Origin of the sequence: Klebsiella sp. Ech2A (assembly GCF_030078455.1) — a bacterium.
Lineage (GTDB): Bacteria > Pseudomonadota > Gammaproteobacteria > Enterobacterales > Enterobacteriaceae > Klebsiella > Klebsiella terrigena.
The window spans coordinates 1-20,720 of record NZ_JAQGFU010000081.1 but is presented as its reverse complement, the minus strand read 5'-3'; the positions used below and the strand labels follow the sequence as shown (position 1 = coordinate 20,720).

The following is a 20,720-nucleotide window of genomic DNA, read 5'->3' as shown; positions in this document are numbered from 1 at the left end:
TCTGGATGAGCTGCTGCCGGGCGGCCCAGCGGCTCTCTTCGAGCAGCTCCAGCGCCGCCGCTGGCGCATTAGCGCTCAGGCGCAGCGCGGCCAGCAAGGCGTTTTGCTCAAGCGTTACCTCACGCTCCAGCCACGCCAGGCCATAGGACTCCGCCGGCGGAGCAAGATGATACAGACGGCAGCGGCTGCGCAGCGTGGCCAGCAGCCGCGCCGGCTCCTGACAGGCGAGGAAGAACCAGGTATTTTCCGGCGGCTCCTCCAGCGTTTTCAGCAGGGCATTGGCCGCCGCATCGGTCAGCAGCGCCGCGTCGCTAATCCATACCACCTTGGCTCCGCCGAGGCGCGAGCGTTCATAGAGCTTTTCATTCACGTCGCGAACGGCATCAATCCCGAGGGCGCTTTTGCCCTTCTCCGGCAGCAGCGTGTAGTAGTCGGGGTGGGTACCGGCCTGCATCAGCTGGCAGCTATGGCAGTGGCCGCAGCTTTTGTGTCCTTCCGGCTGTCGGCACATCAGGTAGCGGCACAGCGCGTAGAGCAGCGCATCGCCGCCCATTCCCGGCAGCGCCTGAAGCAGTAACGCATGGTGACCCCGCCCGGCCTGGTAGCTGGTGACTAACTGCTCGAACGGCGGGCGTAACCACGGATACCATTTCATGCGCGCTGCTCCGCCACCCACTGGCCGATCGCCGCGCGAATATCGCGGGCGACCGCTTCCAGCGGCTGGGTGGCATCGATGGTGAGGATCGTTGGGTCCTGCGCCGCCAGCTCAAGGTAGCGCGCGCGGGTGCGGTTGAAGAAGTCCAGCGACTCCTGCTCAATGCGGTCGAGTTCGCCGCGGGCGCGGGCGCGCTTGAGTCCCACCTCAGGCGTGACGTCGAGATAGAGCGTCAGGTTCGGGCGAAAATCGCCGAGCACCGCGTCGCGCAGCGTCGCCAGCATCGTCTGGTCAATGCCGCGGCCGCCGCCCTGGTACGCCTGGGTTGAGAGATCGTGGCGATCGCCAATCACCCACTGCCCGCGGGCCAGGGCCGGCTTAATCACCGTTTCCACCAGCTGAACGCGGGCGGCATAAAACATCAGCACTTCGGCTTTATCATTAATCACTTCATCGCCGGTCGACTGGATATCGAGTACCAGGCTGCGCAGTTTCTCGGCGAGGATGGTGCCGCCCGGTTCACGGGTAAACAGCAGATCGCTGACGCCAGACTGTTCCAGCGCCTCCACCACCAGGTTACGCGCGGTGGTTTTCCCTGCGCCCTCCAGGCCTTCGATAACGATGTAATTACTGCGCATTTTTTTCCTTAAGAACTTTTAGATAATCCTGAACCGAGCGGTTGTGGCTGGACAGATTGGTATTAAACGTATGTCCGCCCTTGCCGTCAGCGACAAAATAGAGGTACGGCGTTTTCGCCGGATGCGCGGCGGCGGTCAGCGATGCCTCACCGGGCGCGGCGATCGGCCCCGGCGGCATACCGCTAATCACATAGGTATTATAGGCCGTCGGGGTTTCGAGATCCTTGCGCGTCAGCCTGCCATTATAGCTCTCACCCATGCCGTAAATCACCGTCGGGTCGGTCTGCAAACGCATGCCGATGCGCAGGCGGTTGATAAATACCGACGCCACGCGATCGCGCTCTTCCGCTACCGCCGTCTCTTTTTCGATAATTGACGCCATGGTCAGCAGCTGGTTTTGATCCTCGTACGGCAGGTTATCCATCCGCCCTTCCCACGCCTTGTCCACCTCGGCGACCATCTTCTGATGCGCCCGCTTGAGGATCGCTACATCGCTGGTATTGGCGGTATACATCCAGGTATCCGGCCAGAACCAGCCTTCGACCCACTCCGGATGTTCAAGGTCGAGCGTTTTCGCCACCGTTTCGTAGCTGTCGTCGGCCAGCGTATGCTTCACATACGGCGCATCGCGCAGCTGGCGCAGATAGTCGCTCACCCGCATTCCTTCAACAAAGCGCAGCGGGAACTGGGCCTCTTTGCCGCTGCCCAGCAGCTGGAGCATTTCGCGCACCGTCATTTGCGGCGTAAAGCGGTAGGTCCCGGCTTTGAAGTGCGACAGCTCCGGCTCAATGCGCAGCAGCCACTGGAAGACGCGAGGCCGGTTGATGACCTTGTCACCGTACAGCTGCTGGCCCAGCGCGAGGCGCCCGGTGCCGGCTTCCAGGGTGAAGATGGTCTCTTCTTTGATAAGCAGCTTGCTGTCAGCGAGCTGGCGGACTTTCCACATGCCCACGCCTGCGGCAATGCCAAACACCACTAACAACAGCAGGATAAAACGTAACATTTTCTTCATGACTAACCAGACAGCTCACACAGTGGGGCTAAAAAATGATAAAGCTCGCGCGAGGACCAACGGCTCTCGTCCCAGCGACGAACCGGCACCAGCGGCATCAGGGCGTTGCAAATCAGCACTTCATCGGCATCGCGCAACGCATCAGGGCCCGCGGTGACTTCGACAACGCGAAACGGCGATTGTGCCAGCCGGGCGATACAATACTGGCGCATAATCCCGTTCACGCCCGCCTGGTCAAGGCGCGGCGTAAATACCTCCATTCCCTTGCGCCAGAACAGATTCGCGGCACAGCATTCCGTAAGCCACCCTTCGCTGTCAAGAACCAGCGCCTCGTCGGCGTCCGTCTGCTCAAGATGAGAGCGGATCAGCACCTGCTCCAGGCGATTAAGGTGCTTAAGGCCGGCAAGCGACGGGTTACGCCCCAGCCGTATCGGGCTCAGGGCCAGGGTGATGCCCTCTTCACGCCAGCGGGAGTAGTGCGCCGGCAGCGGGGATACGCTGAGGATACGGGTCGGCTGCTGGCACAGCGTACCGCTATAGCCGCGGCCGCCGGAACCGCGCGTCAGGATAACCTTGAGCACGCCGCTTTTCTGGACCTGCGCCAGGCGCAGCATTTCCTGTTCCAGCGTTTGCCAGTGGGTATAGGGGATCATCAGCTTTTCGCAGGCCTGCTGCATACGCCGAAGATGGGCAGGCAGCATCTGCACCTGACTTTCTACAATCCGCGCGGTGGTAAAGCATCCGTCGCCAAACTGTATCGCCCGGTCGTTAGCGGCCAGGACGTCCTGTTCAAGGCCATTAATCAAGAACATAGTGGCTCCTTATCGGTGGCCCGCTAGTGTCGCAGGATGAATTACGCAGGACAAGCAGAGAAAGCTGAAGAAAAAAGAAGGCCCGCATAAATGCAGGCCTGAGTCATGGCTGGAGGAGGCGACTAGCGCGCTTAGACCTTTTTAAAGATCAGCGAACCGTTGGTGCCACCAAAGCCGAAGGAGTTACACAGCGTGTACTCCATACCGGAAACCTGGCGGGCTTCGTGCGGAACGAAGTCCAGGTCGCAGCCATCGTCCGGGTTATCCAGGTTGATGGTCGGCGGAACCACGCTATCGCGCAGCGCAAGGATGGAGTAGATAGATTCTACCGCTCCTGCGGCGCCCAGCAGGTGCCCGGTCATCGATTTGGTCGAGCTGACCATCACGCTGCGAGCCGCGTCGCCAAAGACTGACTTAACGGCCTGAGCTTCCGCTTTATCGCCCGCTGGCGTCGAGGTACCGTGCGCGTTGACGTAGGCGATCTGGCCCGGTTCAATGCCCGCATCGCGAATGGCGTTAACCATTGCCAGCGCGGCACCGGCACCGTTCTCCGGAGGAGATGTCATATGGTAGGCATCGCTGCTCATACCAAAACCGACGATTTCCGCGTAGATTTTCGCGCCGCGTTTTTTAGCGTGCTCGTACTCTTCCAGCACCACCATGCCCGCGCCGTCGCCAAGCACGAAGCCGTCGCGATCTTTATCCCACGGACGGCTTGCCGCCTGCGGATTGTCGTTGCGGGTAGAGAGCGCACGCGCTGCGCCAAAGCCGCCCACGCCAAGCGGGGTACTGGCTTTTTCCGCACCGCCGGCAACCATCGCATCAGCATCGCCGTAGGCAATGATACGCGCGGCCTGACCGATATTGTGCACACCGGAAGTACAGGCGGTCGCGATGGAGATGCTCGGCCCACGCAGACCAAACATGATGGTCAGATGTCCGGCCACCATGTTAACAATTGTAGACGGTACAAAGAACGGGCTGATTTTACGAGGTCCGCCGTTGGTCAGCGAGCTGTGGTTTTCCTCAATCAGTCCGAGGCCGCCGATGCCGGAGCCAATAGCTGCGCCGATGCGGTCCGCGTTCTCTTCCGTTATTTCAAGACCAGAATCCTGCATGGCCTGAACGCCAGCGACAATTCCATATTGAATGAAGGCATCCATCTTGCGCTGTTCTTTGCGCGAGATAATGTCATCACAGTTAAAATCCTTTACTAAGCCAGCAAATTTTGTTGCATAGGCGCTAGTATCGAAATGGTCGATCAGGCTGATGCCACTCTGACCGGCAAGGAGAGCTTTCCAGGTAGACTCTACGGTATTGCCGACAGGAGACAACATGCCCAGTCCGGTCACAACTACACGACGCTTAGACACGGTTGTCCTCCAGGGAGGGAAAATAGATTCTTGTGGGACAAACTAAAGATAAAACTCAGGCGGTCGAATGACCGCCTGGAGATGTTCACTTACGCCTGGTGACCGTTGATGTAATCAATGGCAGCCTGAACAGTGGTGATTTTCTCAGCTTCTTCGTCCGGAATCTCAGTATCAAACTCTTCTTCCAGAGCCATTACCAGCTCAACGGTGTCAAGAGAATCAGCGCCCAGATCTTCAACGAAGGAAGCATTGTTGGTAACTTCTTCCTGCTTAACGCCCAGCTGTTCGCCGATGATTTTCTTAACGCGTTCTTCGATAGTGCTCATACTCTTAAATTTCCTATCAAAACTCGCTTTCGCGATGGTTTTCGTAGTGTATAAAATGTTGAAAAATTTGCAACTAAATCCCGGCAGGTCGTACCACGATTTTACGCTATTTTGCGGCTGTTTGCCCTCATAACGCAAATCATTTTGCACAAAACCGTACCCGGAACCGCACAGACTGCGCGGTTCCTGAACGTTTTGCGCAAAACTCGGTCAGACCATGTACATTCCGCCGTTGACGTGCAGGGTTTCACCAGAGATGTAACCCGCTTCGTCAGAAGCTAAAAACGCAACCGCACTGGCGATTTCTTTTGCATCGCCGAGGCGACCCGCCGGAACTTGCGCCAGAATACCCGCACGCTGATCGTCAGATAGCGCACGCGTCATGTCCGTTTCAATAAAGCCCGGAGCAACAACGTTAACGGTAATACCGCGGGACGCGACTTCACGTGCCAGCGACTTACTAAAACCGATCAGACCCGCTTTCGCCGCAGCGTAGTTAGCCTGACCAGCATTTCCCATGGTACCGACCACAGAACCGATAGTAATAATGCGGCCATGACGCTTTTTCATCATAGCGCGCATTACTGCTTTTGACAGACGGAAAACTGATGACAGATTGGTTTCGATAATATCGTTCCACTCGTCATCTTTCATCCGCATTAACAGGTTATCACGAGTAATACCGGCATTATTAACCAGGATATCAACTTCACCAAATTCTGTGCGAATATTTCCCAGAACAGATTCGATAGATGCCGGGTCGGTCACATTCAGCAGCAGACCTTTACCGTTAGCACCTAAATAGTCGCTGATCGCCTGCGCACCGCTCTCGCTGGTGGCAGTACCGATAACCTTCGCGCCACGGGCGACGAGCGTTTCAGCGATTGCACGGCCGATCCCGCGACTTGCACCGGTAACCAGCGCGATTTTTCCTTCAAAACTCATGATATTCCTCTTTTATTGCTCAAGCGCCGCAGACAGCGCTGCAGGCTCGTTAAGCGCGGAAGCGGTCAGGGTGTCAACAATACGTTTAGTCAGGCCGGTGAGGACTTTACCCGGGCCCACTTCATACAGATGCTCTACGCCCTGAGAGGCCATAAATTCGACGCTTTTGGTCCACTGAACCGGGCTGTAAAGCTGGCGGATCAGCGCGTCGCGAATGGCGTCAGGCGCGGTTTCGCACTTCACATCAACGTTGTTCACCACCGCAATAGTCGGGGTGTTAAAGGTGATTTTTTGCAGCTCAACCGCCAGCTTTTCCGCGGCAGGTTTCATCAGCGCACAGTGGGACGGGACGCTCACCGGCAGCGGCAGCGCGCGTTTGGCGCCGGCAGCTTTGCAGGCGGCGCCAGCGCGTTCTACGGCTTCTTTGTTGCCCGCGATAACCACCTGACCCGGGGAGTTGAAGTTGACCGGTGAAACCACCTGGCCTTCGGCAGACTCTTCGCAGGCTTTAGCAATTGACGCATCGTCGAGGCCAATGATGGCCGACATGGCGCCGGTACCTTCCGGTACCGCTTCCTGCATGAATTTGCCACGCATCTCAACCAGACGCACGGCGTCGGTGAAGTCGAGGACTCCGGCACAAACCAGCGCGGAGTATTCGCCAAGGCTATGGCCAGCCAGCAGAGCCGGCGCCTGGCCGCCCTGCTGCTGCCACGCGCGATACAGCGCCACGGAGGCGGTCAGCAGCGCGGGCTGGGTCTGCCAGGTTTTATTCAGTTCTTCTGCCGGGCCCTGCTGGGCAAGGGCCCACAGATCGTAACCCAACGCCGCGGAGGCTTCGCGGAAAGTCTCTTCAATCACCGGATAAGCGGCTGCCATTTCTGACAACATGCCGACCGCCTGCGAGCCCTGTCCCGGGAACACAAAAGCAAATTGCGTCATCTCTAAATCCTTATACTAAAAACGAACCAGCGCGGAACCCCAGGTGAAACCGCCACCAAAGGCTTCCAGCAGAATCAGCTGACCGCGCTGAATGCGGCCATCGCGCACCGCTTCGTCCAGCGCGCAGGGGACGGAGGCGGCGGAGGTATTGCCGTGACGATCGAGCGTCACCACCACGTTGTCCATCGACATCCCAAGTTTTCTCGCCGTCGCGCTGATAATACGCAGGTTGGCCTGGTGCGGGACCAGCCAATCCAGCGCGGAGCGATCGAGATTGTTCGCCGCCAGCGTTTCGTCAACGATATGCGCCAGTTCGGTCACGGCCACTTTAAAGACTTCGTTACCCGCCATCGTCAGATAGATCGGATTTTCCGGATCTACGCGATCGGCGTTCGGCAGCGTTAACAGCTCGCCGTAGCGGCCGTCGGCGTGCAGATGGGTCGAGATAATGCCCGGCTCGCTGGACGCGCCCAGCACAACGGCGCCCGCGCCGTCGCCAAAAATAATGATCGTCCCGCGATCGGTTGGATCGCAGGTGCGCGCCAGAACGTCAGCGCCAATAACCAGCGCGTAGTCTACTGCACCGTTTTTGACATACTGGTCGGCGATGCTCAGGGCGTAGGTGAAGCCGGCACAGGCCGCAGCAACGTCAAACGCCGGGCAGCCGTTAATGCCCAGCATAGACTGAATCTGACAGGCCGAGCTCGGGAACGCGTGGGTGCCGGAGGTGGTCGCAACAATAATCAGACCAATTTGCTCCGGCTTAACGCCCGCCATCTCCAGCGCATTTTTTGCAGCTTCAAAACCCAGCGTAGCAACGGTTTCATTCGGTGCGGCAATACGACGTTCACGGATACCCGTACGGGTGACAATCCACTCGTCAGACGTATCTACCATTTTTTCCAGGTCGGCGTTAGTACGCACTTGCTCAGGCAGATAACTGCCGGTACCAATAATCTTCGTATACATGTACGCTCAGTCACTCTTGGGTAACATACCCGCCTTGTTCAAACCGCCGGGGCGTCAGTCCTGCTCGTTCGTCCCGCTTTGCTGTCGGGAGTTCCCGCTTCTGTCGCCCCCCGGCAGCTCAAAGCCTGCTGGGTATAAAGATTCCAGGCGAGCGGCGATCCGCTGAGGTATCTGCCGCTGCACCGCCTGCACTGCCTGCTCTATTGCAACGCTAAAGGCGCGCTGATTGGCAGCACCATGACTCTTAATCACGGAACCGCGCAATCCTAACAGACAGGCGCCATTATACTGGTCGGGGTTGAGGTGACTGAATCGCCTTGCGAGGCTTTTTTGTAACCAACGTTTCAATAACAGCAGCCACCACGACCGTTTTTTGCCCTCTCCCTGCGATTTCAGCAGCGAAAGAAACATTCTGACAACACCTTCCATGGTTTTTAATGTGACGTTGCCCGTGAATCCATCACAAACCAGAACATCGGTTTTGCCCGCCAATAGTTCATTGGCTTCAAGATAGCCTATATAGTTGAGAGACGTCAGCGTTTTCAAAACCGCCGCGGCGTCGCGAATGCTGCTGAGGCCCTTCATCTCTTCTTCGCCAATGTTCAGCAGCGCGACGCGGGGATTTTCAATACCGACAACTTCTTCCGCCAGTACCGCCCCCATCACCGCAAACTGGACCAGCATGGTGCTGTCGCAGTCGACGTTGGCGCCAAGATCCAGCACCACCGTTTTCCCCTTCTGCTGGTGCGGCAGTACCGTCACCAGCGCCGGGCGCTCAATTCCCTCAATGGGCTTGAGCAATAGTTTTGCCAGCCCCATCAGCGCGCCGGTATTGCCCGCGCTGACGCAGGCCTCTGCCCGCCCCTCTTTCACCAACTCGAGCGCCATGCGCATTGAGCTTCCGCGGCTGCTGCGAATCGCCTGCGCGGGTCGCGCATCACTGGCAATAACTGACTGCGCAGGAATAACCTGCAGACGTGAACGTTGTTCGAAGTCAGCTTTGGCAAGTAATGGCGTGATGGCGTCGGGGTCGCCGACTAAAAGAAGTGTGAGTTGCGAATTAGAGATCAGTGCCTGCAGTGCTGCAGGCACCGTCACGGAGGGACCAAAATCGCCCCCCATGACATCTAACGCCAGGGTTAGACGTGTCAAGGTATCGTCGCTGCCCGGTTCGGTTTTTCCCCAGTTACCTGGGGAAATCCTCACTAAGCTTCACCACGCTTATACTCGTTGTCCTTCACGCTGCAGCACCGTTAACTGCACAGACTTCATGCAACACGAAGTTCATAGAGTATCGCGTGATTACTTAGTGATAACCTTGCGACCGCGGTAGAAACCGTCGGCAGTCATGTGGTGACGCAGGTGTTTCTCACCAGAAGTTTTGTCTACAGACAGGCTGGTGACTGCGGTCAGAGCGTCATGGGAACGACGCATGCCACGTTTGGAACGGGTTGGTTTATTCTGTTGTACGGCCATGGACCTTACTCCTCAATTACTTATTCTTTAAGCTGGCTAATACGGCAAATGGGTTTGGCTTCTGTGCCTCTGCAGGCAGTTCACCAAAAACCATGTCCGCGTCGGACACTTCACAGTGTTCAGAATCATGCACCGGAACTACAGGCAAGGAGAGAATAATTTCATCCTCAACCAGCGCTTGCAGATCGATTTCACCGAATTCGTTAACCTCAATCGGCTCATACGCTTCCGGCAGTGCTTCGGCCTGTTCGTCATTTCTGACCGGGCTGAAACAATACGTTGTGTGGACATGACGGGGGAACGGTTTCCCGCAACGCTGACATTCGAGGGTTACTGACACCGTCGCATCGCCGGTTATAACGGCAAGACGCTGGTTATCAATAGCGAACGACATGCTGCATTCCACATCGGTGTCCACGCTGACTACAGAATCGGCCACACGTGCTACCTGATCGCGAGCATAAATGCCCTGGTAATCAAGGCGTTTTTGAGCCGTGCGAACCGGGTCAAGAGTCAGGGGTAATTTTACTTTTTGCATAGGGCGCGCATATTAACTTTGTAATGTCATAGAGTCAAAGAAAAAGGCAGCCTCAGGTTGCCTTTTGCCATTTATTCGCACACATTGCGGCCCATAGTTTAAAATGATGCTCTTCGAAGCGCTATATGTGGATGAAAAAATATGTCTGAGCTTGTCCTGGCGTCGACCTCACCCTGGCGGCGCATGCTGCTGGAAAAACTCTCCGTGCCGTTTGAGTGCGCGGCGCCTGAGGTCGATGAAACCTCTCACCCCGGCGAGTCCGCTCGCCAGCTGGTCGTGCGTCTGGCGCAGGCTAAGGCGCAGGCTCTCGCCGCCCGCTACCCGCAGCATCTCATTATAGGCTCCGATCAGGTTTGCGTCCTGGATGGCGACATCACCGGTAAGCCGCATAGCGAAGAGAACGCCCGCCTGCAGTTAAGAAAAGCCAGCGGCACCATCGTGACCTTTTACACCGGGCTGGCGCTCTACAACTCGGCGAACGGTCATCTGCAAACCGAATGCGAGCCCTTTGACGTTCATTTTCGCCATTTAAGCGACCGGGAGATTGAGACCTACGTGCGTAAAGAGAACCCGCTGCAGTGCGCCGGGAGCTTTAAAAGCGAAGGGCTGGGGATCACGCTTTTCGAGCGCTTAGAAGGCCGGGACCCCAATACGCTGGTGGGCCTGCCGCTGATTGCGCTTTGTCAGATGCTGCGCAGAGAAGGCTATAACCCGCTGCTCACCTGAAGCGCGGATCCTCGTTCTGAGCATCACCGCCGCGGGCTTATCGGCCCGCGCGGTGAACGCGGCGGAGCGTGCATCCGCCGTTCCGCTACTTCTTATCGCGTAGCACCTGCAGGCAGCGCTTCAGCTGGCCGTCCAGCGGCGCCTCAACGCGCATCACCTCACCCGTGCCCGGATGCGTAAACTTCAGCGCCGCGGCGTGCAGGAACAGGCGATTGAGGCCGGTTCCCGTTAGCTGCTTATCAAATTCCCGATCGCCGTAGCGATCGTCAAACGCGATCGGGTGCCCGGCATACTGGGTATGCACGCGAATCTGATGGGTTCGACCGGTCACCGGGCTGCAGCGCACCAGCGTGGCGTCGGTAAAGCGCTCTTCTACCTTAAAGCGGGTTTCCGACGGCTTGCCTTCCTGATTCACGCGCACGATACGCTCGCCGCTTTGCAGGATGTTTTTCAGCAGCGGCGCCTGTACCACTTTGGTATGCGACTGCCACTGCCCGCGCACCAGCGCCAGATAATCCTTTTGCATCCCCTTCTCGCGCAGCTGCTCATGCAGCGAACGCAGCGCGGAACGCTTCTTCGCCACCAGCAGCACGCCGGAGGTATCGCGGTCAAGACGGTGCACCAGCTCGAGGAAGCGCGCCTCAGGACGCAGAGCACGCAGGCCCTCAATCACGCCGAAGCTCAGGCCGCTGCCGCCGTGAACCGCGGTACCGGAAGGCTTGTTGAGCACCAGGATATGATCGTCTTCATACAGAATGACGTCCGCCAGAGCCGCGACTTTTTGCAGATGCGGGGAGACCGCGTCTTCCTCACGCTCGGCTACGCGGACCGGCGGAATACGGATCTCATCGCCCGCTTCCAGCTTGTACTCAGGCTTGACGCGTTTTTTGTTTACCCGCACCTCGCCTTTACGCAGAATGCGATAAATCATGCTCTTCGGTACGCCCTTAAGCTGCGTACGCAAAAAGTTATCGATGCGTTGCCCGGCTTCATCAGCGGTAATGGCAACCATTTTTACGGTTGGGGTCTCAGTTTTCATGGTGCGCGATTCTAAATAGCCCGACGCATTAGCGCCACTCATTTTTATATGCTTATATTTATCATTATCCGGTTTTCATCGTATGGGTCATCGGCGTTTTGTTTGTTATTAGAACAATCCGTATACGCAGGTGATAAAACTGTGGGTCACCGGGTGATAAAAGGTAAAAGTCAACTTGCTATAACAAGCTTAGCAATGGAATAATGATGCCGTTTTCCGTGTTGAATCTTGTTAGAACAAGAGATTAGCGGAATGACCAATTTTGTCTGACCGATCATCAACGCAGCAATGGCGTAAGACGTATTGATCTTTCAGACAGTTAGCGGGCTGCGGGTTGCAGTCCTTACCGGTACAGGCTCTATGGATTTCACGTCGCAGGAAGGCGTCGACTCCGGGTATCCCCGGGAGCTCATGATAATCGCATGATTGTGATGAGCAGGTTAAGCCAACACGCCTGCAACGTGAAAGACGATAGAATATACGCAAAATTATTCGAGATGCGTCATGGCAGCAAGAGAGTGAATCCCCGGAAGCCTGCATCGCCAGGTAACAGGGATGAACGAGCGCAGCCAGTGCAAAAGCAGCTCGATGCATGAAGCGTATAAATGGAATCTTCTCTGGTGATACATCCCAGGCAATTCCCCTGACAATTGCGCTGTGTTTCCGTTTGAAATGCAGGCGACCGACACTCTGCGCCTCTTAAGCGCGCGACAACCGTGAGGTTGGCGACGTGAAACAGACACGAGGCCATCGGTTTCCCCCGGCAAGGCGTTACTCTGCCCGCAGCTTAGTCGTCAATGTAAGAATAATGAGTAAGTTACGATGAAAAGAATGTTAATCAACGCAACTCAGCAGGAAGAGTTGCGCGTCGCCCTTGTTGATGGGCAGCGCCTGTACGACCTGGATATCGAAAGCCCCGGGCACGAACAGAAAAAAGCGAACATCTACAAAGGCAAAATCACCCGTATTGAACCTAGCCTGGAGGCCGCATTTGTTGATTACGGCGCCGAGCGTCATGGTTTCCTCCCTCTTAAAGAAATTGCCCGCGAATACTTCCCAGCCAGCTACAACGCTCACGGCCGTCCTAACATTAAGGATGTGCTGCGTGAAGGTCAGGAAGTTATCGTTCAGATTGATAAAGAAGAACGTGGCAACAAAGGCGCCGCGCTCACTACCTTTATCAGCCTGGCAGGCAGCTATCTGGTACTGATGCCGAATAACCCGCGCGCTGGCGGTATTTCCCGCCGCATCGAGGGTGACGATCGCACCGAGCTGAAAGAAGCGCTGGCCAGCCTCGAGCTGCCGGACGGTATGGGGCTAATTGTACGCACCGCGGGCGTCGGCAAATCTGCCGAAGCGCTGCAGTGGGACCTTAGCTTCCGCCTGAAGCACTGGGAAGCTATCCAGAAAGCCGCAGAAAGCCGCCCGGCGCCGTTCCTGATCCACCAGGAAAGCAACGTCATCGTGCGCGCGTTCCGCGACTACCTGCGTCAGGATATCGGTGAAATTCTTATCGATAACCCGAAAGTGCTTGAGCTGGCTCGCCAGCACATCGCCGCGCTGGGTCGTCCGGACTTCAGCAGCAAAATTAAGCTCTACACCGGTGAAATCCCGCTGTTCAGCCACTACCAAATCGAATCGCAGATCGAATCCGCTTTCCAGCGCGAAGTGCGCCTGCCGTCCGGCGGCTCTATCGTTATCGATAGCACCGAGGCGCTGACCGCCATCGACATCAACTCCGCCCGCGCAACCCGCGGCGGCGACATCGAAGAAACGGCGTTCAACACCAACCTCGAAGCGGCCGACGAGATTGCCCGCCAGCTGCGCCTGCGCGACCTCGGCGGTCTGATCGTTATCGACTTTATCGATATGACTCCGGTACGCCACCAGCGCGCGGTAGAAAACCGCCTGCGCGAAGCCGTACGTCAGGATCGCGCGCGCATCCAGATCAGCCATATATCCCGCTTTGGCCTGCTCGAAATGTCGCGTCAGCGCCTGAGCCCGTCGCTCGGCGAATCCAGCCATCACGTCTGCCCGCGCTGTAGCGGCACCGGCACCGTGCGCGATAACGAATCCCTGTCGCTCTCCATTCTGCGCCTGATTGAAGAAGAAGCGCTGAAAGAGAACACCAGGGAAGTTCACGCGATCGTTCCTGTGCCTATCGCGTCCTACCTGCTGAACGAAAAACGTGCGGCGGTAAGCGCTATCGAAACCCGTCAGAGCGACGTGCGCGTTATCATCGTGCCAAACGATCAGATGGAAACCCCGCACTATTCCGTGCTGCGCGTGCGCAAAGGTGAAGAGACCTCTACCCTGAGCTATCTGCTGCCGAAGCTGCATGAAGAAGAGATGGCGCTGCCGGCTGATGAAGAGCCGGCGGAACGTAAACGTCCGGAACAGCCGGCTCTGGCAACCTTCGTGATGCCGGATGCTCCGCCTGCACCGGCATATGAAGAGCCTGAAGCCGTCGCCACAGCCGCCAGCGCTCCGACAACGGCCGTGGCCTCAGCGCCGGCCCAACCGGGTCTGATCTCTCGCTTCTTTGGCGCCTTGAAAAATATCTTCTCTGGTACGGAAGAAGCCAAACCGGCTGAAGTCCAGGAAGAGAAAAAGGTCGAAGAGAAGCCGGAGCGTCCGCAGGAGCGTCGTAAACCGCGCACCAATAATCGCCGCGATCGTAACGATCGTCGTGACAACCGCGAAGGCCGTGATAGTCGCGATAACCGCGAAAATCGTGATAACCGTGCCGAGCGCGATAACCGTGCAGAGCGCGCTGACCGCGATAACCGCAGCGAAAATGGCGAAGGCCGTGAGTCTCGTGAATCTCGCGAGGAGAACCGCCGTAACCGTCGTGAGAAGCAGCAGCAGAACGTCGAGCAGCGCGAACCGCGCCAGGCCACCGGCGACGACGCGGAAAAAGCGAAATCCCGTGACGAACAGCCGCCGCGCCGTGAACGCAACCGTCGTCGTAATAATGACGATAAGCGTCAGGCGCCGCTGGAAGCCGTTAAGGTACAGGATGAGCCGGTTGTTCTGCAGGAAGCTGAGCTGGAAGAGCGCGTTCAGAACATGCCGCGTCGTAAACCTCGCCAGCTGGCCCAGAAGGTTCGCATTGAATCTGCGGTAGCGGAAGTCGCCGTAGAAGCAGCTGAAGCCGTAGCAGAGAAAGCGCAGCCAGACGTTGTTGTGGCTCCGCGTACTGAACTGGCGAAAGTTGACCTGCCTGCGGTGGTTGAGACTCACGTCGAGCACGAAGAGAGCAACGAATCCCGTGATGCTAACGGTATGCCGCGTCGCTCCCGTCGTTCGCCGCGCCACCTGCGCGTGAGCGGCCAGCGTCGTCGTCGCTACCGCGACGAGCGTTATCCGACCCAATCACCGATGCCGCTGACCGTAGCCTGCGCGTCGCCGGAAATGGCTTCAGGTAAAATCTGGATCCGTTACCCGGTAGCCCGCCCGAACGACCAGCAGCAGGAAGAGCCGCAGGTTCAGGCCGTTGCCGAAACCGTCGCGCCAGCTGTTGTTGCCGAGACGGCTATTGCCGAGCAGATCGTTAGCGAACCGGCCGTTGCAGAAGTCATAGCTCCGATCGCGGCTGACGTCGCTGCCAGCGAAGCCGAAGCGCCGGAAGCGGCTGCACAGGTTATCGCCAGCGAACCGCAGGCGATGCCTGAGGAAGTCGCTGCCGAGACCGTAGCCGAAGACGCAGTAGAAGCTGAAGTTAAAGCAGAAGCCGCAGTAGAAGCTGAAGCCGTCGCTGAGCCTGCCATCGCCGCTGAGTCTGCAACCGTAGACCAGGAAGCCGCGGTTGAGCCGGCTGCTGCCGAGCCTGAAGCCGTAGACGAAGAAGCCGTGGTTGAGCAGACGGCTGCCGAGCCTGAAACCGCCGTCGTTGACGCCGAGCCTGCAGTCCAGGCAGAGGCGCCGGCTGAAGTGGAAGAAGCCGTGGCACCGCAGATCGTTGACCAGGCACCGGCAGCAGCGCCGGCCCCTGTTGCCTCGGTAGCGCCCGCTCCCGTTGCCGCAGCGGCTATCGTTTCTGACCGCCACGCTACCGCACCGATGACCCGCGCCCCGGCTCCGGCCTACGAACCGGAAGCCCCGCGTCGCAGCGACTGGGTTCGCCCATCGTTCGCGTTCGACGGCAAAGGTTCTGCCGGCGGCCATAGCGCAACTCATCAGGCTACGGCGGAACCAACCCGCCCACAGTCCGTCGAGTAAGCGTTAAGCCTAAAAAAACCGGCCTCTGGCCGGTTTTTTTTATTCTCCTTCCGGGCGCTGCATGCCGGCAACCTGCGGCATAACCTCGCGCATCAGGTCGAGAAACTTGCGTAAACGGGTCGGATAGTACCGCGCCCACGGATAGACCAGATGGACCGGCAGCGAAGAGGCTCGCCACTGCGGGAACGGCTCGACCAGCCGCCCGGCGGCGATATCCTCCACCACCGCCCAGCTTGAAACGATAGCCACTCCCAATCCCGCCAGCGCGGTATTGCGCGCCACGTACACGCTGTCGGTGCTCAGGCACGGCACGATGCCGAAGACCTGCTGCTGACTTTGCTCCTGATGGAATAGCTTCACCTCATGCTGATAAAAGGTGCTGATCGCCACCCACGGCAGCTGCGACAGCTGCTGGGGCGTTTCTAATGCCGGATAGCGCGCCAGCAGAGAGGGAGAGGCGACCACGCTTCGCGGTACCTCAGCCAGCAGCACCGACACCGTCTCCGGATCGACTTCGGCCCCGACGCGAATCGCGCAATCGATGTTATCGCTAAGAAAATCAACGTTTTTGTCATTCAGCATCCACTCTACGGAGAGCTGAGGATAGCGCTGCAGAAAGCTGACCAGCGGCTCCAGCAGCTGCTGCTGGCCGAAAGCGTGCGGCGCGCGTACCCGCAGCACGCCAACGGGTCGGTCATCGGCAATGCTCAGGTCATCCTCCAGCGCCAGCCACGCGTCAACCACCCGACGCGCATGCTGATAGCAGCGCTCGCCGTCATCGGTCAGCTTCATCGCATGGGTGGTTCGCAGAATAAGCTTGCTGCCCAACAGTCCCTCCAGCGACTGCAGGCGCCGGCTCACCGTCGCCTGGGTCGTGGTCATCTGCAGCGCAGCGGCAGAAAGCGAGCCGGCTTCGACGATTCGAATAAAGGTGCGCATCAGTTCAATTCGGTCTATACGTTCCTGCCGTTTCATACCCACTATACCTATACGTTTTGCGTATAACCGTTTTACCACCACGCTATCTACCGCGCCAGCCGGATTCAGGGAAAAATAGCGCCATCGCATCTACGAGGGCTTTATCATGGCACCGACAACACTATCCTCCCGCGAAGCTGGCTGGATTATCTTCATACTCGCACTTGGCGCAGGTTTTAGCGTCGCCTCTATTTACTACGCGCAGCCGCTGCTGCCGCTGATGGGCGCCAATCTGCATCTTAGCGTCGAAGGTATGGGGCTGGTTCCTACCCTGACTCAGGCGGGCTACGCGCTCGGCATTCTGTTTCTTCTGCCGCTGGGCGATCGTCATGACCGTCGTACGCTCATTTTGATGAAAAGCGCGGCGCTGGCCGTGCTCCTGCTGCTGTGTAGCCTGACGGGGCAGCTCGCTTCCCTGCTAATCGTTAGCCTGCTGATCGGCATGGCGGCGACAATGGCCCAGGACATCGTTCCGGCGGCCGCCATCCTCGCTCCGGCGGGGAAACAGGGGAAAATGGTGGGCACCGTCATGACCGGCCTGCTGCTGGGGATCCTGCTCTCAAGAACGGTGAGCGGCGTGGTCGGCGCGCTATTTGGCTGGCGGGTGATGTACCAGGCTGCGGCGGTAAGCATCGCGCTGATTGGCCTGCTGATGTGGCGGGTGGTGCCGCGGTTTGAAATTCACTCCGCGCTGAGCTATCCGCAGCTGATGAAGTCGATGGCGCACCTCTGGCAGCGCTACCCCGCCCTGCGCCGCGCCGCGCTGGCGCAGGGCTTTCTCTCCGTCGCCTTCAGCGCCTTCTGGTCAACGCTGGCGGTCATGCTGCTCGAACGCTATCAGATGGGCAGCGCCGTTGCCGGTGGATTCGGTATCGCCGGGGCCGCAGGCGCGCTCGCCGCACCGCTGGCCGGAGGCCTGGCGGATAAGTATGGCGCCGGGAAGGTCACCCAGCTGGGCGCCGCGCTGGTTACCCTCTCTTTTGCCCTGATGTTCCTGATGCCGGTACTGCCGCCTCACGGCCAGCTGGTGCTGATCGCCATCGCGGCTATCGGCTTCGACCTTGGCCTGCAGTCAAGCCTCGTGGCGCACCAGAACCTCGTCTACGGCCTGGAGCCGCAGGCCCGCGGCAGGCTGAACGCCCTGCTGTTCACCGGAGTCTTTATCGGTATGTCGCTCGGCTCCGTGCTCGGCAGCAGGCTGTACGTGATAGCCGGCTGGAGCGGCGTGGTGATTCTGGCCGTCGCCGCGGGCGCAATCGCCCTTGCCATTCGCCTGCTGGAAAACGCGCGGATCGCGGCGCTGCAGCGCGCAGGAGAATAAAAAAACCCGCTCCGCGCTGCGGAACGGGTCTGTTTCTACCCGGCGTTTAGCTTCAGGCCGCGCGTCGGGCAAACTCTTTCACCCTAAAGCCCAGCAGCAGCAGGCTGGCAAAATAGGCCACCACGCCAACCCCCACCACCGCCATCAGGCGCAGCAGACGGAACGGCATGGTCCCCTGGGACCACTCCGGCATGATATACATCATCCCGAGCAGCGCCGCAGACATCACCAGCACCGCAATCACCAGACGCAGCAGGAAGGTAAACCAGCCCGGCTGCGGGGTGAATATTTTTTGCTTACGCAGCTGCCAGTAGAGCAGCGCGGCGTTGAGGCAGGCGGCAAGCCCGATTGAGAGCGACAGGCCGGCATGCTTCAGCGGACCGATAAAGATCAGGTTCATCACCTGGGTCATAATCAGGGTGACGATGGCGATTTTAACCGGCGTTTTAATATCCTGGCGCGAGTAGAACCCCGGCGCCAGGACCTTGACGACAATTAGCCCCATCAGGCCGACGGAATAGGCCACCAGCGCGCGCTGGGTCATCGCCGCATCAAAGGCGCTAAACTTGCCGTACTGGAACAGCGCTACCGTCAGCGGCTTCGCGAGGATCCCCAGCGCCACCGCGCTCGGCAGGGCCAGCAGGAAGCACAGGCGCAGCCCCCAGTCCATCAAACGGCAGTACTCGTCATGATTGCCGCTGGCAAAGCTTTTCGACAGCGAAGGCAGCAGGATAGTCCCCAGCGCCACGCCCAGCACGCCGGAGGGAAACTCCATCAGGCGATCGGCGTAGTACATCCAGGAGACCGACCCGGACACGAGGAAAGAGGCGAATATGGTGTTGATAATCAGTGAGATCTGGCTGACGGATACGCCGAGGATCGCCGGCCCCATCTGTTTGACGACCCGCACCGCACCGGCGTCTTTCAGGCTGATACGCGGCAGCACCAGCATGCCGATTTTTTTCAGATGCGGCAGCTGATACGCCAGCTGCAGCACGCCGCCGACGGTGACCGCCCACGCCATTGCCAGCATCGGCGGGTGGAAATACGGCGCCGCAAATAGCGCAAAGCCAATCATGCTGACGTTAAGGAAAGTCGGCGCAAAGGCGGGGACCGAAAAACGGTTCCAGGTATTAAGGATTGCGCCAGCTAACGAGGCCAGAGAGATAAGCAAAATATAGGGAAAGGTGATGCGCAGCAGCTGGGTCGTCAGCGCAAATTTATCCGGGGAGTCGGCAAACCCTGGCGCGGTCACGGTGATGACCCACGGCGCGGCCAGCATGCCGAGCACGGTCACTACCGCCAGAACCAGCGTCAGCAGGCCTGAAACGTAGGAGACAAATACGCGGGTAGCGTCTTCGCCCTGCTTGCTTTTATATTCCGCCAGTATCGGTACAAACGCCTGAGAAAACGCGCCTTCGGCAAAAATGCGCCGCAGCAGATTCGGTAATTTGAACGCCACAAAAAAGGCGTCCGTCGCCATGCCGGCACCAAAAATACGCGCGACGATAGCGTCTCGCGCAAAGCCCAGCACGCGCGAAAACATGGTCATCGAACTGACTGCCGCCAGTGATTTTAAAAGGTTCATTGAGGTGTTTTCCACAACCCTGAAGTAAAACGCCCGCAATGGCGGGCGCTGGAAAGTGGCGATAGTCTACCGGGTTCGTCATGAATTACTACTGCCAGATGTTACAACGAATTATTCGCTCATCGCCTCGCGCCACAGCTTTTCAACGATGCGCTGGGCCAGCAGCGCCTGTTCGCCAGCGGTTTCGGGAACCGTCTGATTTTGCACGCATTCGATAAAATGACGCGCGCAGCCGACAAAGCCGCGCTGCTCGAGGGTGGTTTGCCAGCCGGGAACCGGACGCTGAACCACGCCCTGACTGCGCTCTTCCTGCCACTCGCGCATATCGCGAACCTCATACAGGCCGCCGTCGGTAACCGCCTGCACCCACTCCCGCTGGCTGCCGGCGCGCCGGTGCATGCTGGTGGTGACCTCCAGCTGCGGCGAGCTGAAGTGGTGCTCAGCATAGAGCATTTCGCCCTGGGCGGTGGTTTGCAGCAGACCGCCGCTAAGACGCGCCTTCTCGCCGACCAGCCACAGCGCGGTATCGACCACGTGCAGGTAGTCATCAAGCAGCGTAAAGCGCAGGTCGTGCCCGACGCTGTCGCTGCGATGCTTGTCCATACGCAGCGAGGCGGCATCGTCCAGATGCGCTTTCAGCTCGCGATAAAGCGGCGCAAAGCGACGGTTAAATCCAACCATCAGCGTCAGCCCGCGGCGGGCGGCCAGCTCGACCAGGGATTCGGCGTCGCTGAGCTTATCCGCCAGCGGCTTATCCACGCAGACGTGCACCCCGGCGCCAAGCAGCCGGCTGACGACCTCAAAATGCGAGGCCGTTGAGGTATGGACAAATACCGCATCGCACTGCGCCGCCAGCTGCTCCAGAGAGTCAGCGTAGGGTATGCGCCAGGTTTCGCAGACGCGCAGCGCCTTCTCTTTCCCCGGAGACCACGCCGCCTGCAGCGTCCAGCCGTCTGCAGCGCCTAACACCGGCAGCCAGGCCTTCTGCGCAATGCCGCCCAGCCCCACCACTCCAACGCGTAGTTTTGCCGTCACGATTAATCCCCCAGATGAGCCAGCAGCGAGGCCAGCCGCCCTTTAAGTTCCGCCACTTCGGCCTCCAGCACCTCAACCCGGGCCTGGAGATAGTCTCCCGATGGCGTTACCGGTTCTACCCCCGTA

General features: G+C 58.7%; 19 protein-coding genes. 3 read left to right on the top strand and 16 right to left on the bottom strand.

What is annotated here, in order from left to right; genetic code table 11:
- From holB to yceD, 12 genes are all read right to left on the bottom strand, one after another.
- Nucleotides 1-655 (bottom strand): DNA polymerase III subunit delta' (holB, locus tag PFH44_RS15485; RefSeq protein WP_283825438.1); only part of this gene is annotated, 655 nt, incomplete at its 3' end.
- A complete protein-coding gene (gene tmk / locus PFH44_RS15480; RefSeq protein WP_128878483.1) occupies nucleotides 652-1,293 on the bottom strand; it encodes a dTMP kinase in 642 nt (213 codons plus the stop codon). The genes holB and tmk, both read right to left, overlap by 4 nt.
- Entirely contained in the window at nucleotides 1,283-2,305 is a 1,023-nt protein-coding gene (gene yceG / locus PFH44_RS15475; protein ID WP_045854844.1) for a cell division protein YceG, read from the bottom strand. The genes tmk and yceG overlap by 11 nt, the downstream gene beginning before the upstream one ends.
- 2 nt (nucleotides 2,306-2,307) lie before the next feature.
- Entirely contained in the window at nucleotides 2,308-3,117 is an 810-nt protein-coding gene (pabC, locus tag PFH44_RS15470) for an aminodeoxychorismate lyase (RefSeq protein WP_283825437.1), read from the bottom strand.
- A gap of 131 nt (nucleotides 3,118-3,248) precedes the next feature.
- A complete protein-coding gene (fabF, locus tag PFH44_RS15465; protein WP_045854842.1) occupies nucleotides 3,249-4,490 on the bottom strand; it encodes a beta-ketoacyl-ACP synthase II in 1,242 nt (413 codons plus the stop codon).
- 89 nt (nucleotides 4,491-4,579) lie between these two features.
- A complete protein-coding gene (acpP, locus tag PFH44_RS15460) occupies nucleotides 4,580-4,816 on the bottom strand; it encodes an acyl carrier protein (protein WP_000103754.1) in 237 nt (78 codons plus the stop codon).
- 210 nt (nucleotides 4,817-5,026) lie between these two features.
- On the bottom strand, nucleotides 5,027-5,761 hold the full coding sequence (fabG, locus tag PFH44_RS15455; protein ID WP_283825436.1) for a 3-oxoacyl-ACP reductase FabG: 735 nt from the start codon (nucleotides 5,759-5,761) through the stop codon (nucleotides 5,027-5,029).
- Nucleotides 5,762-5,773: 12 nt separating this feature from the next.
- Nucleotides 5,774-6,703 carry an ACP S-malonyltransferase gene (gene fabD / locus PFH44_RS15450; protein ID WP_045854841.1) on the bottom strand — a complete coding sequence of 310 codons (930 nt, stop codon included), beginning with the start codon at nucleotides 6,701-6,703 and terminating at the stop codon, nucleotides 5,774-5,776.
- Nucleotides 6,704-6,718: 15 nt separating this feature from the next.
- The gene (locus tag PFH44_RS15445; RefSeq protein WP_045854840.1) at nucleotides 6,719-7,672 is read right to left on the bottom strand and encodes a beta-ketoacyl-ACP synthase III; all 954 of its coding nucleotides are present in this window, start codon (nucleotides 7,670-7,672) and stop codon (nucleotides 6,719-6,721) included.
- 54 nt (nucleotides 7,673-7,726) lie between these two features.
- A complete protein-coding gene (gene plsX, locus PFH44_RS15440) occupies nucleotides 7,727-8,824 on the bottom strand; it encodes a phosphate acyltransferase PlsX (RefSeq protein WP_283825434.1) in 1,098 nt (365 codons plus the stop codon).
- A 150-nt stretch (nucleotides 8,825-8,974) separates the two neighbouring features.
- A complete protein-coding gene (gene rpmF / locus PFH44_RS15435; RefSeq protein ID WP_071844907.1) occupies nucleotides 8,975-9,148 on the bottom strand; it encodes a 50S ribosomal protein L32 in 174 nt (57 codons plus the stop codon).
- 16 nt (nucleotides 9,149-9,164) lie between these two features.
- Nucleotides 9,165-9,686 carry a 23S rRNA accumulation protein YceD gene (yceD, locus tag PFH44_RS15430; protein ID WP_041144962.1) on the bottom strand — a complete coding sequence of 174 codons (522 nt, stop codon included), beginning with the start codon at nucleotides 9,684-9,686 and terminating at the stop codon, nucleotides 9,165-9,167.
- A 141-nt stretch (nucleotides 9,687-9,827) separates the two neighbouring features.
- On the opposite strand from yceD, the gene PFH44_RS15425 reads away from it, so the two are divergent.
- Entirely contained in the window at nucleotides 9,828-10,412 is a 585-nt protein-coding gene (locus tag PFH44_RS15425) for a Maf family protein (RefSeq protein WP_283825432.1), read from the top strand.
- A gap of 85 nt (nucleotides 10,413-10,497) precedes the next feature.
- Here the strand turns inward: PFH44_RS15425 and rluC are convergent, their stop codons facing one another.
- The gene (rluC, locus tag PFH44_RS15420; RefSeq protein ID WP_166646121.1) at nucleotides 10,498-11,451 is read right to left on the bottom strand and encodes a 23S rRNA pseudouridine(955/2504/2580) synthase RluC; all 954 of its coding nucleotides are present in this window, start codon (nucleotides 11,449-11,451) and stop codon (nucleotides 10,498-10,500) included.
- A gap of 822 nt (nucleotides 11,452-12,273) precedes the next feature.
- Here rluC and rne point away from each other — a divergent pair.
- Nucleotides 12,274-15,672 carry a ribonuclease E gene (gene rne, locus PFH44_RS15415; RefSeq protein WP_283825431.1) on the top strand — a complete coding sequence of 1,133 codons (3,399 nt, stop codon included), beginning with the start codon at nucleotides 12,274-12,276 and terminating at the stop codon, nucleotides 15,670-15,672.
- A gap of 39 nt (nucleotides 15,673-15,711) precedes the next feature.
- Here rne and PFH44_RS15410 read toward each other — a convergent pair whose 3' ends face one another.
- Entirely contained in the window at nucleotides 15,712-16,740 is a 1,029-nt protein-coding gene (locus tag PFH44_RS15410; protein ID WP_166646120.1) for a LysR family transcriptional regulator, read from the bottom strand.
- Nucleotides 16,741-16,756: 16 nt separating this feature from the next.
- Here PFH44_RS15410 and PFH44_RS15405 point away from each other — a divergent pair, with 16 nt between their 5' ends.
- On the top strand, nucleotides 16,757-17,971 hold the full coding sequence (locus tag PFH44_RS15405) for an MFS transporter (RefSeq protein ID WP_283825430.1): 1,215 nt from the start codon (nucleotides 16,757-16,759) through the stop codon (nucleotides 17,969-17,971).
- A 52-nt stretch (nucleotides 17,972-18,023) separates the two neighbouring features.
- Here PFH44_RS15405 and murJ read toward each other — a convergent pair whose 3' ends face one another.
- Nucleotides 18,024-19,559: a murein biosynthesis integral membrane protein MurJ gene (gene murJ, locus PFH44_RS15400; RefSeq protein WP_283825429.1), complete on the bottom strand. Its 1,536-nt coding sequence runs from the start codon at nucleotides 19,557-19,559 to the stop codon at nucleotides 18,024-18,026.
- Between the two features lie 111 nt (nucleotides 19,560-19,670).
- Nucleotides 19,671-20,594: a Gfo/Idh/MocA family protein gene (locus PFH44_RS15395; RefSeq protein WP_283825428.1), complete on the bottom strand. Its 924-nt coding sequence runs from the start codon at nucleotides 20,592-20,594 to the stop codon at nucleotides 19,671-19,673.
- Between the last annotated feature and the right edge of the window lie 126 nt (nucleotides 20,595-20,720).

Excerpts from the sequence above, each read along its gene's own strand:
- rne (WP_283825431.1), top strand. The coding sequence starts at position 12,274 with ATGAAAAGAATGTTAATCAACGCAACTCAGCAGGAAGAGTTGCGCGTC.
- fabG (WP_283825436.1), bottom strand. The coding sequence starts at position 5,761 with ATGAGTTTTGAAGGAAAAATCGCGCTGGTTACCGGTGCAAGTCGCGGG.
- murJ (WP_283825429.1), bottom strand. The coding sequence starts at position 19,559 with ATGAACCTTTTAAAATCACTGGCGGCAGTCAGTTCGATGACCATGTTT.
- PFH44_RS15410 (WP_166646120.1), bottom strand. The coding sequence starts at position 16,740 with ATGCGATGGCGCTATTTTTCCCTGAATCCGGCTGGCGCGGTAGATAGC.
- PFH44_RS15445 (WP_045854840.1), bottom strand. The coding sequence starts at position 7,672 with ATGTATACGAAGATTATTGGTACCGGCAGTTATCTGCCTGAGCAAGTG.
- yceG (WP_045854844.1), bottom strand. The coding sequence starts at position 2,305 with ATGAAGAAAATGTTACGTTTTATCCTGCTGTTGTTAGTGGTGTTTGGC.
- PFH44_RS15405 (WP_283825430.1), top strand. The coding sequence starts at position 16,757 with ATGGCACCGACAACACTATCCTCCCGCGAAGCTGGCTGGATTATCTTC.
- yceD (WP_041144962.1), bottom strand. The coding sequence starts at position 9,686 with ATGCAAAAAGTAAAATTACCCCTGACTCTTGACCCGGTTCGCACGGCT.
- fabD (WP_045854841.1), bottom strand. The coding sequence starts at position 6,703 with ATGACGCAATTTGCTTTTGTGTTCCCGGGACAGGGCTCGCAGGCGGTC.
- rpmF (WP_071844907.1), bottom strand. The coding sequence starts at position 9,148 with ATGGCCGTACAACAGAATAAACCAACCCGTTCCAAACGTGGCATGCGT.
- acpP (WP_000103754.1), bottom strand. The coding sequence starts at position 4,816 with ATGAGCACTATCGAAGAACGCGTTAAGAAAATCATCGGCGAACAGCTG.
- PFH44_RS15425 (WP_283825432.1), top strand. The coding sequence starts at position 9,828 with ATGTCTGAGCTTGTCCTGGCGTCGACCTCACCCTGGCGGCGCATGCTG.
- pabC (WP_283825437.1), bottom strand. The coding sequence starts at position 3,117 with ATGTTCTTGATTAATGGCCTTGAACAGGACGTCCTGGCCGCTAACGAC.
- rluC (WP_166646121.1), bottom strand. The coding sequence starts at position 11,451 with ATGAAAACTGAGACCCCAACCGTAAAAATGGTTGCCATTACCGCTGAT.
- tmk (WP_128878483.1), bottom strand. The coding sequence starts at position 1,293 with ATGCGCAGTAATTACATCGTTATCGAAGGCCTGGAGGGCGCAGGGAAA.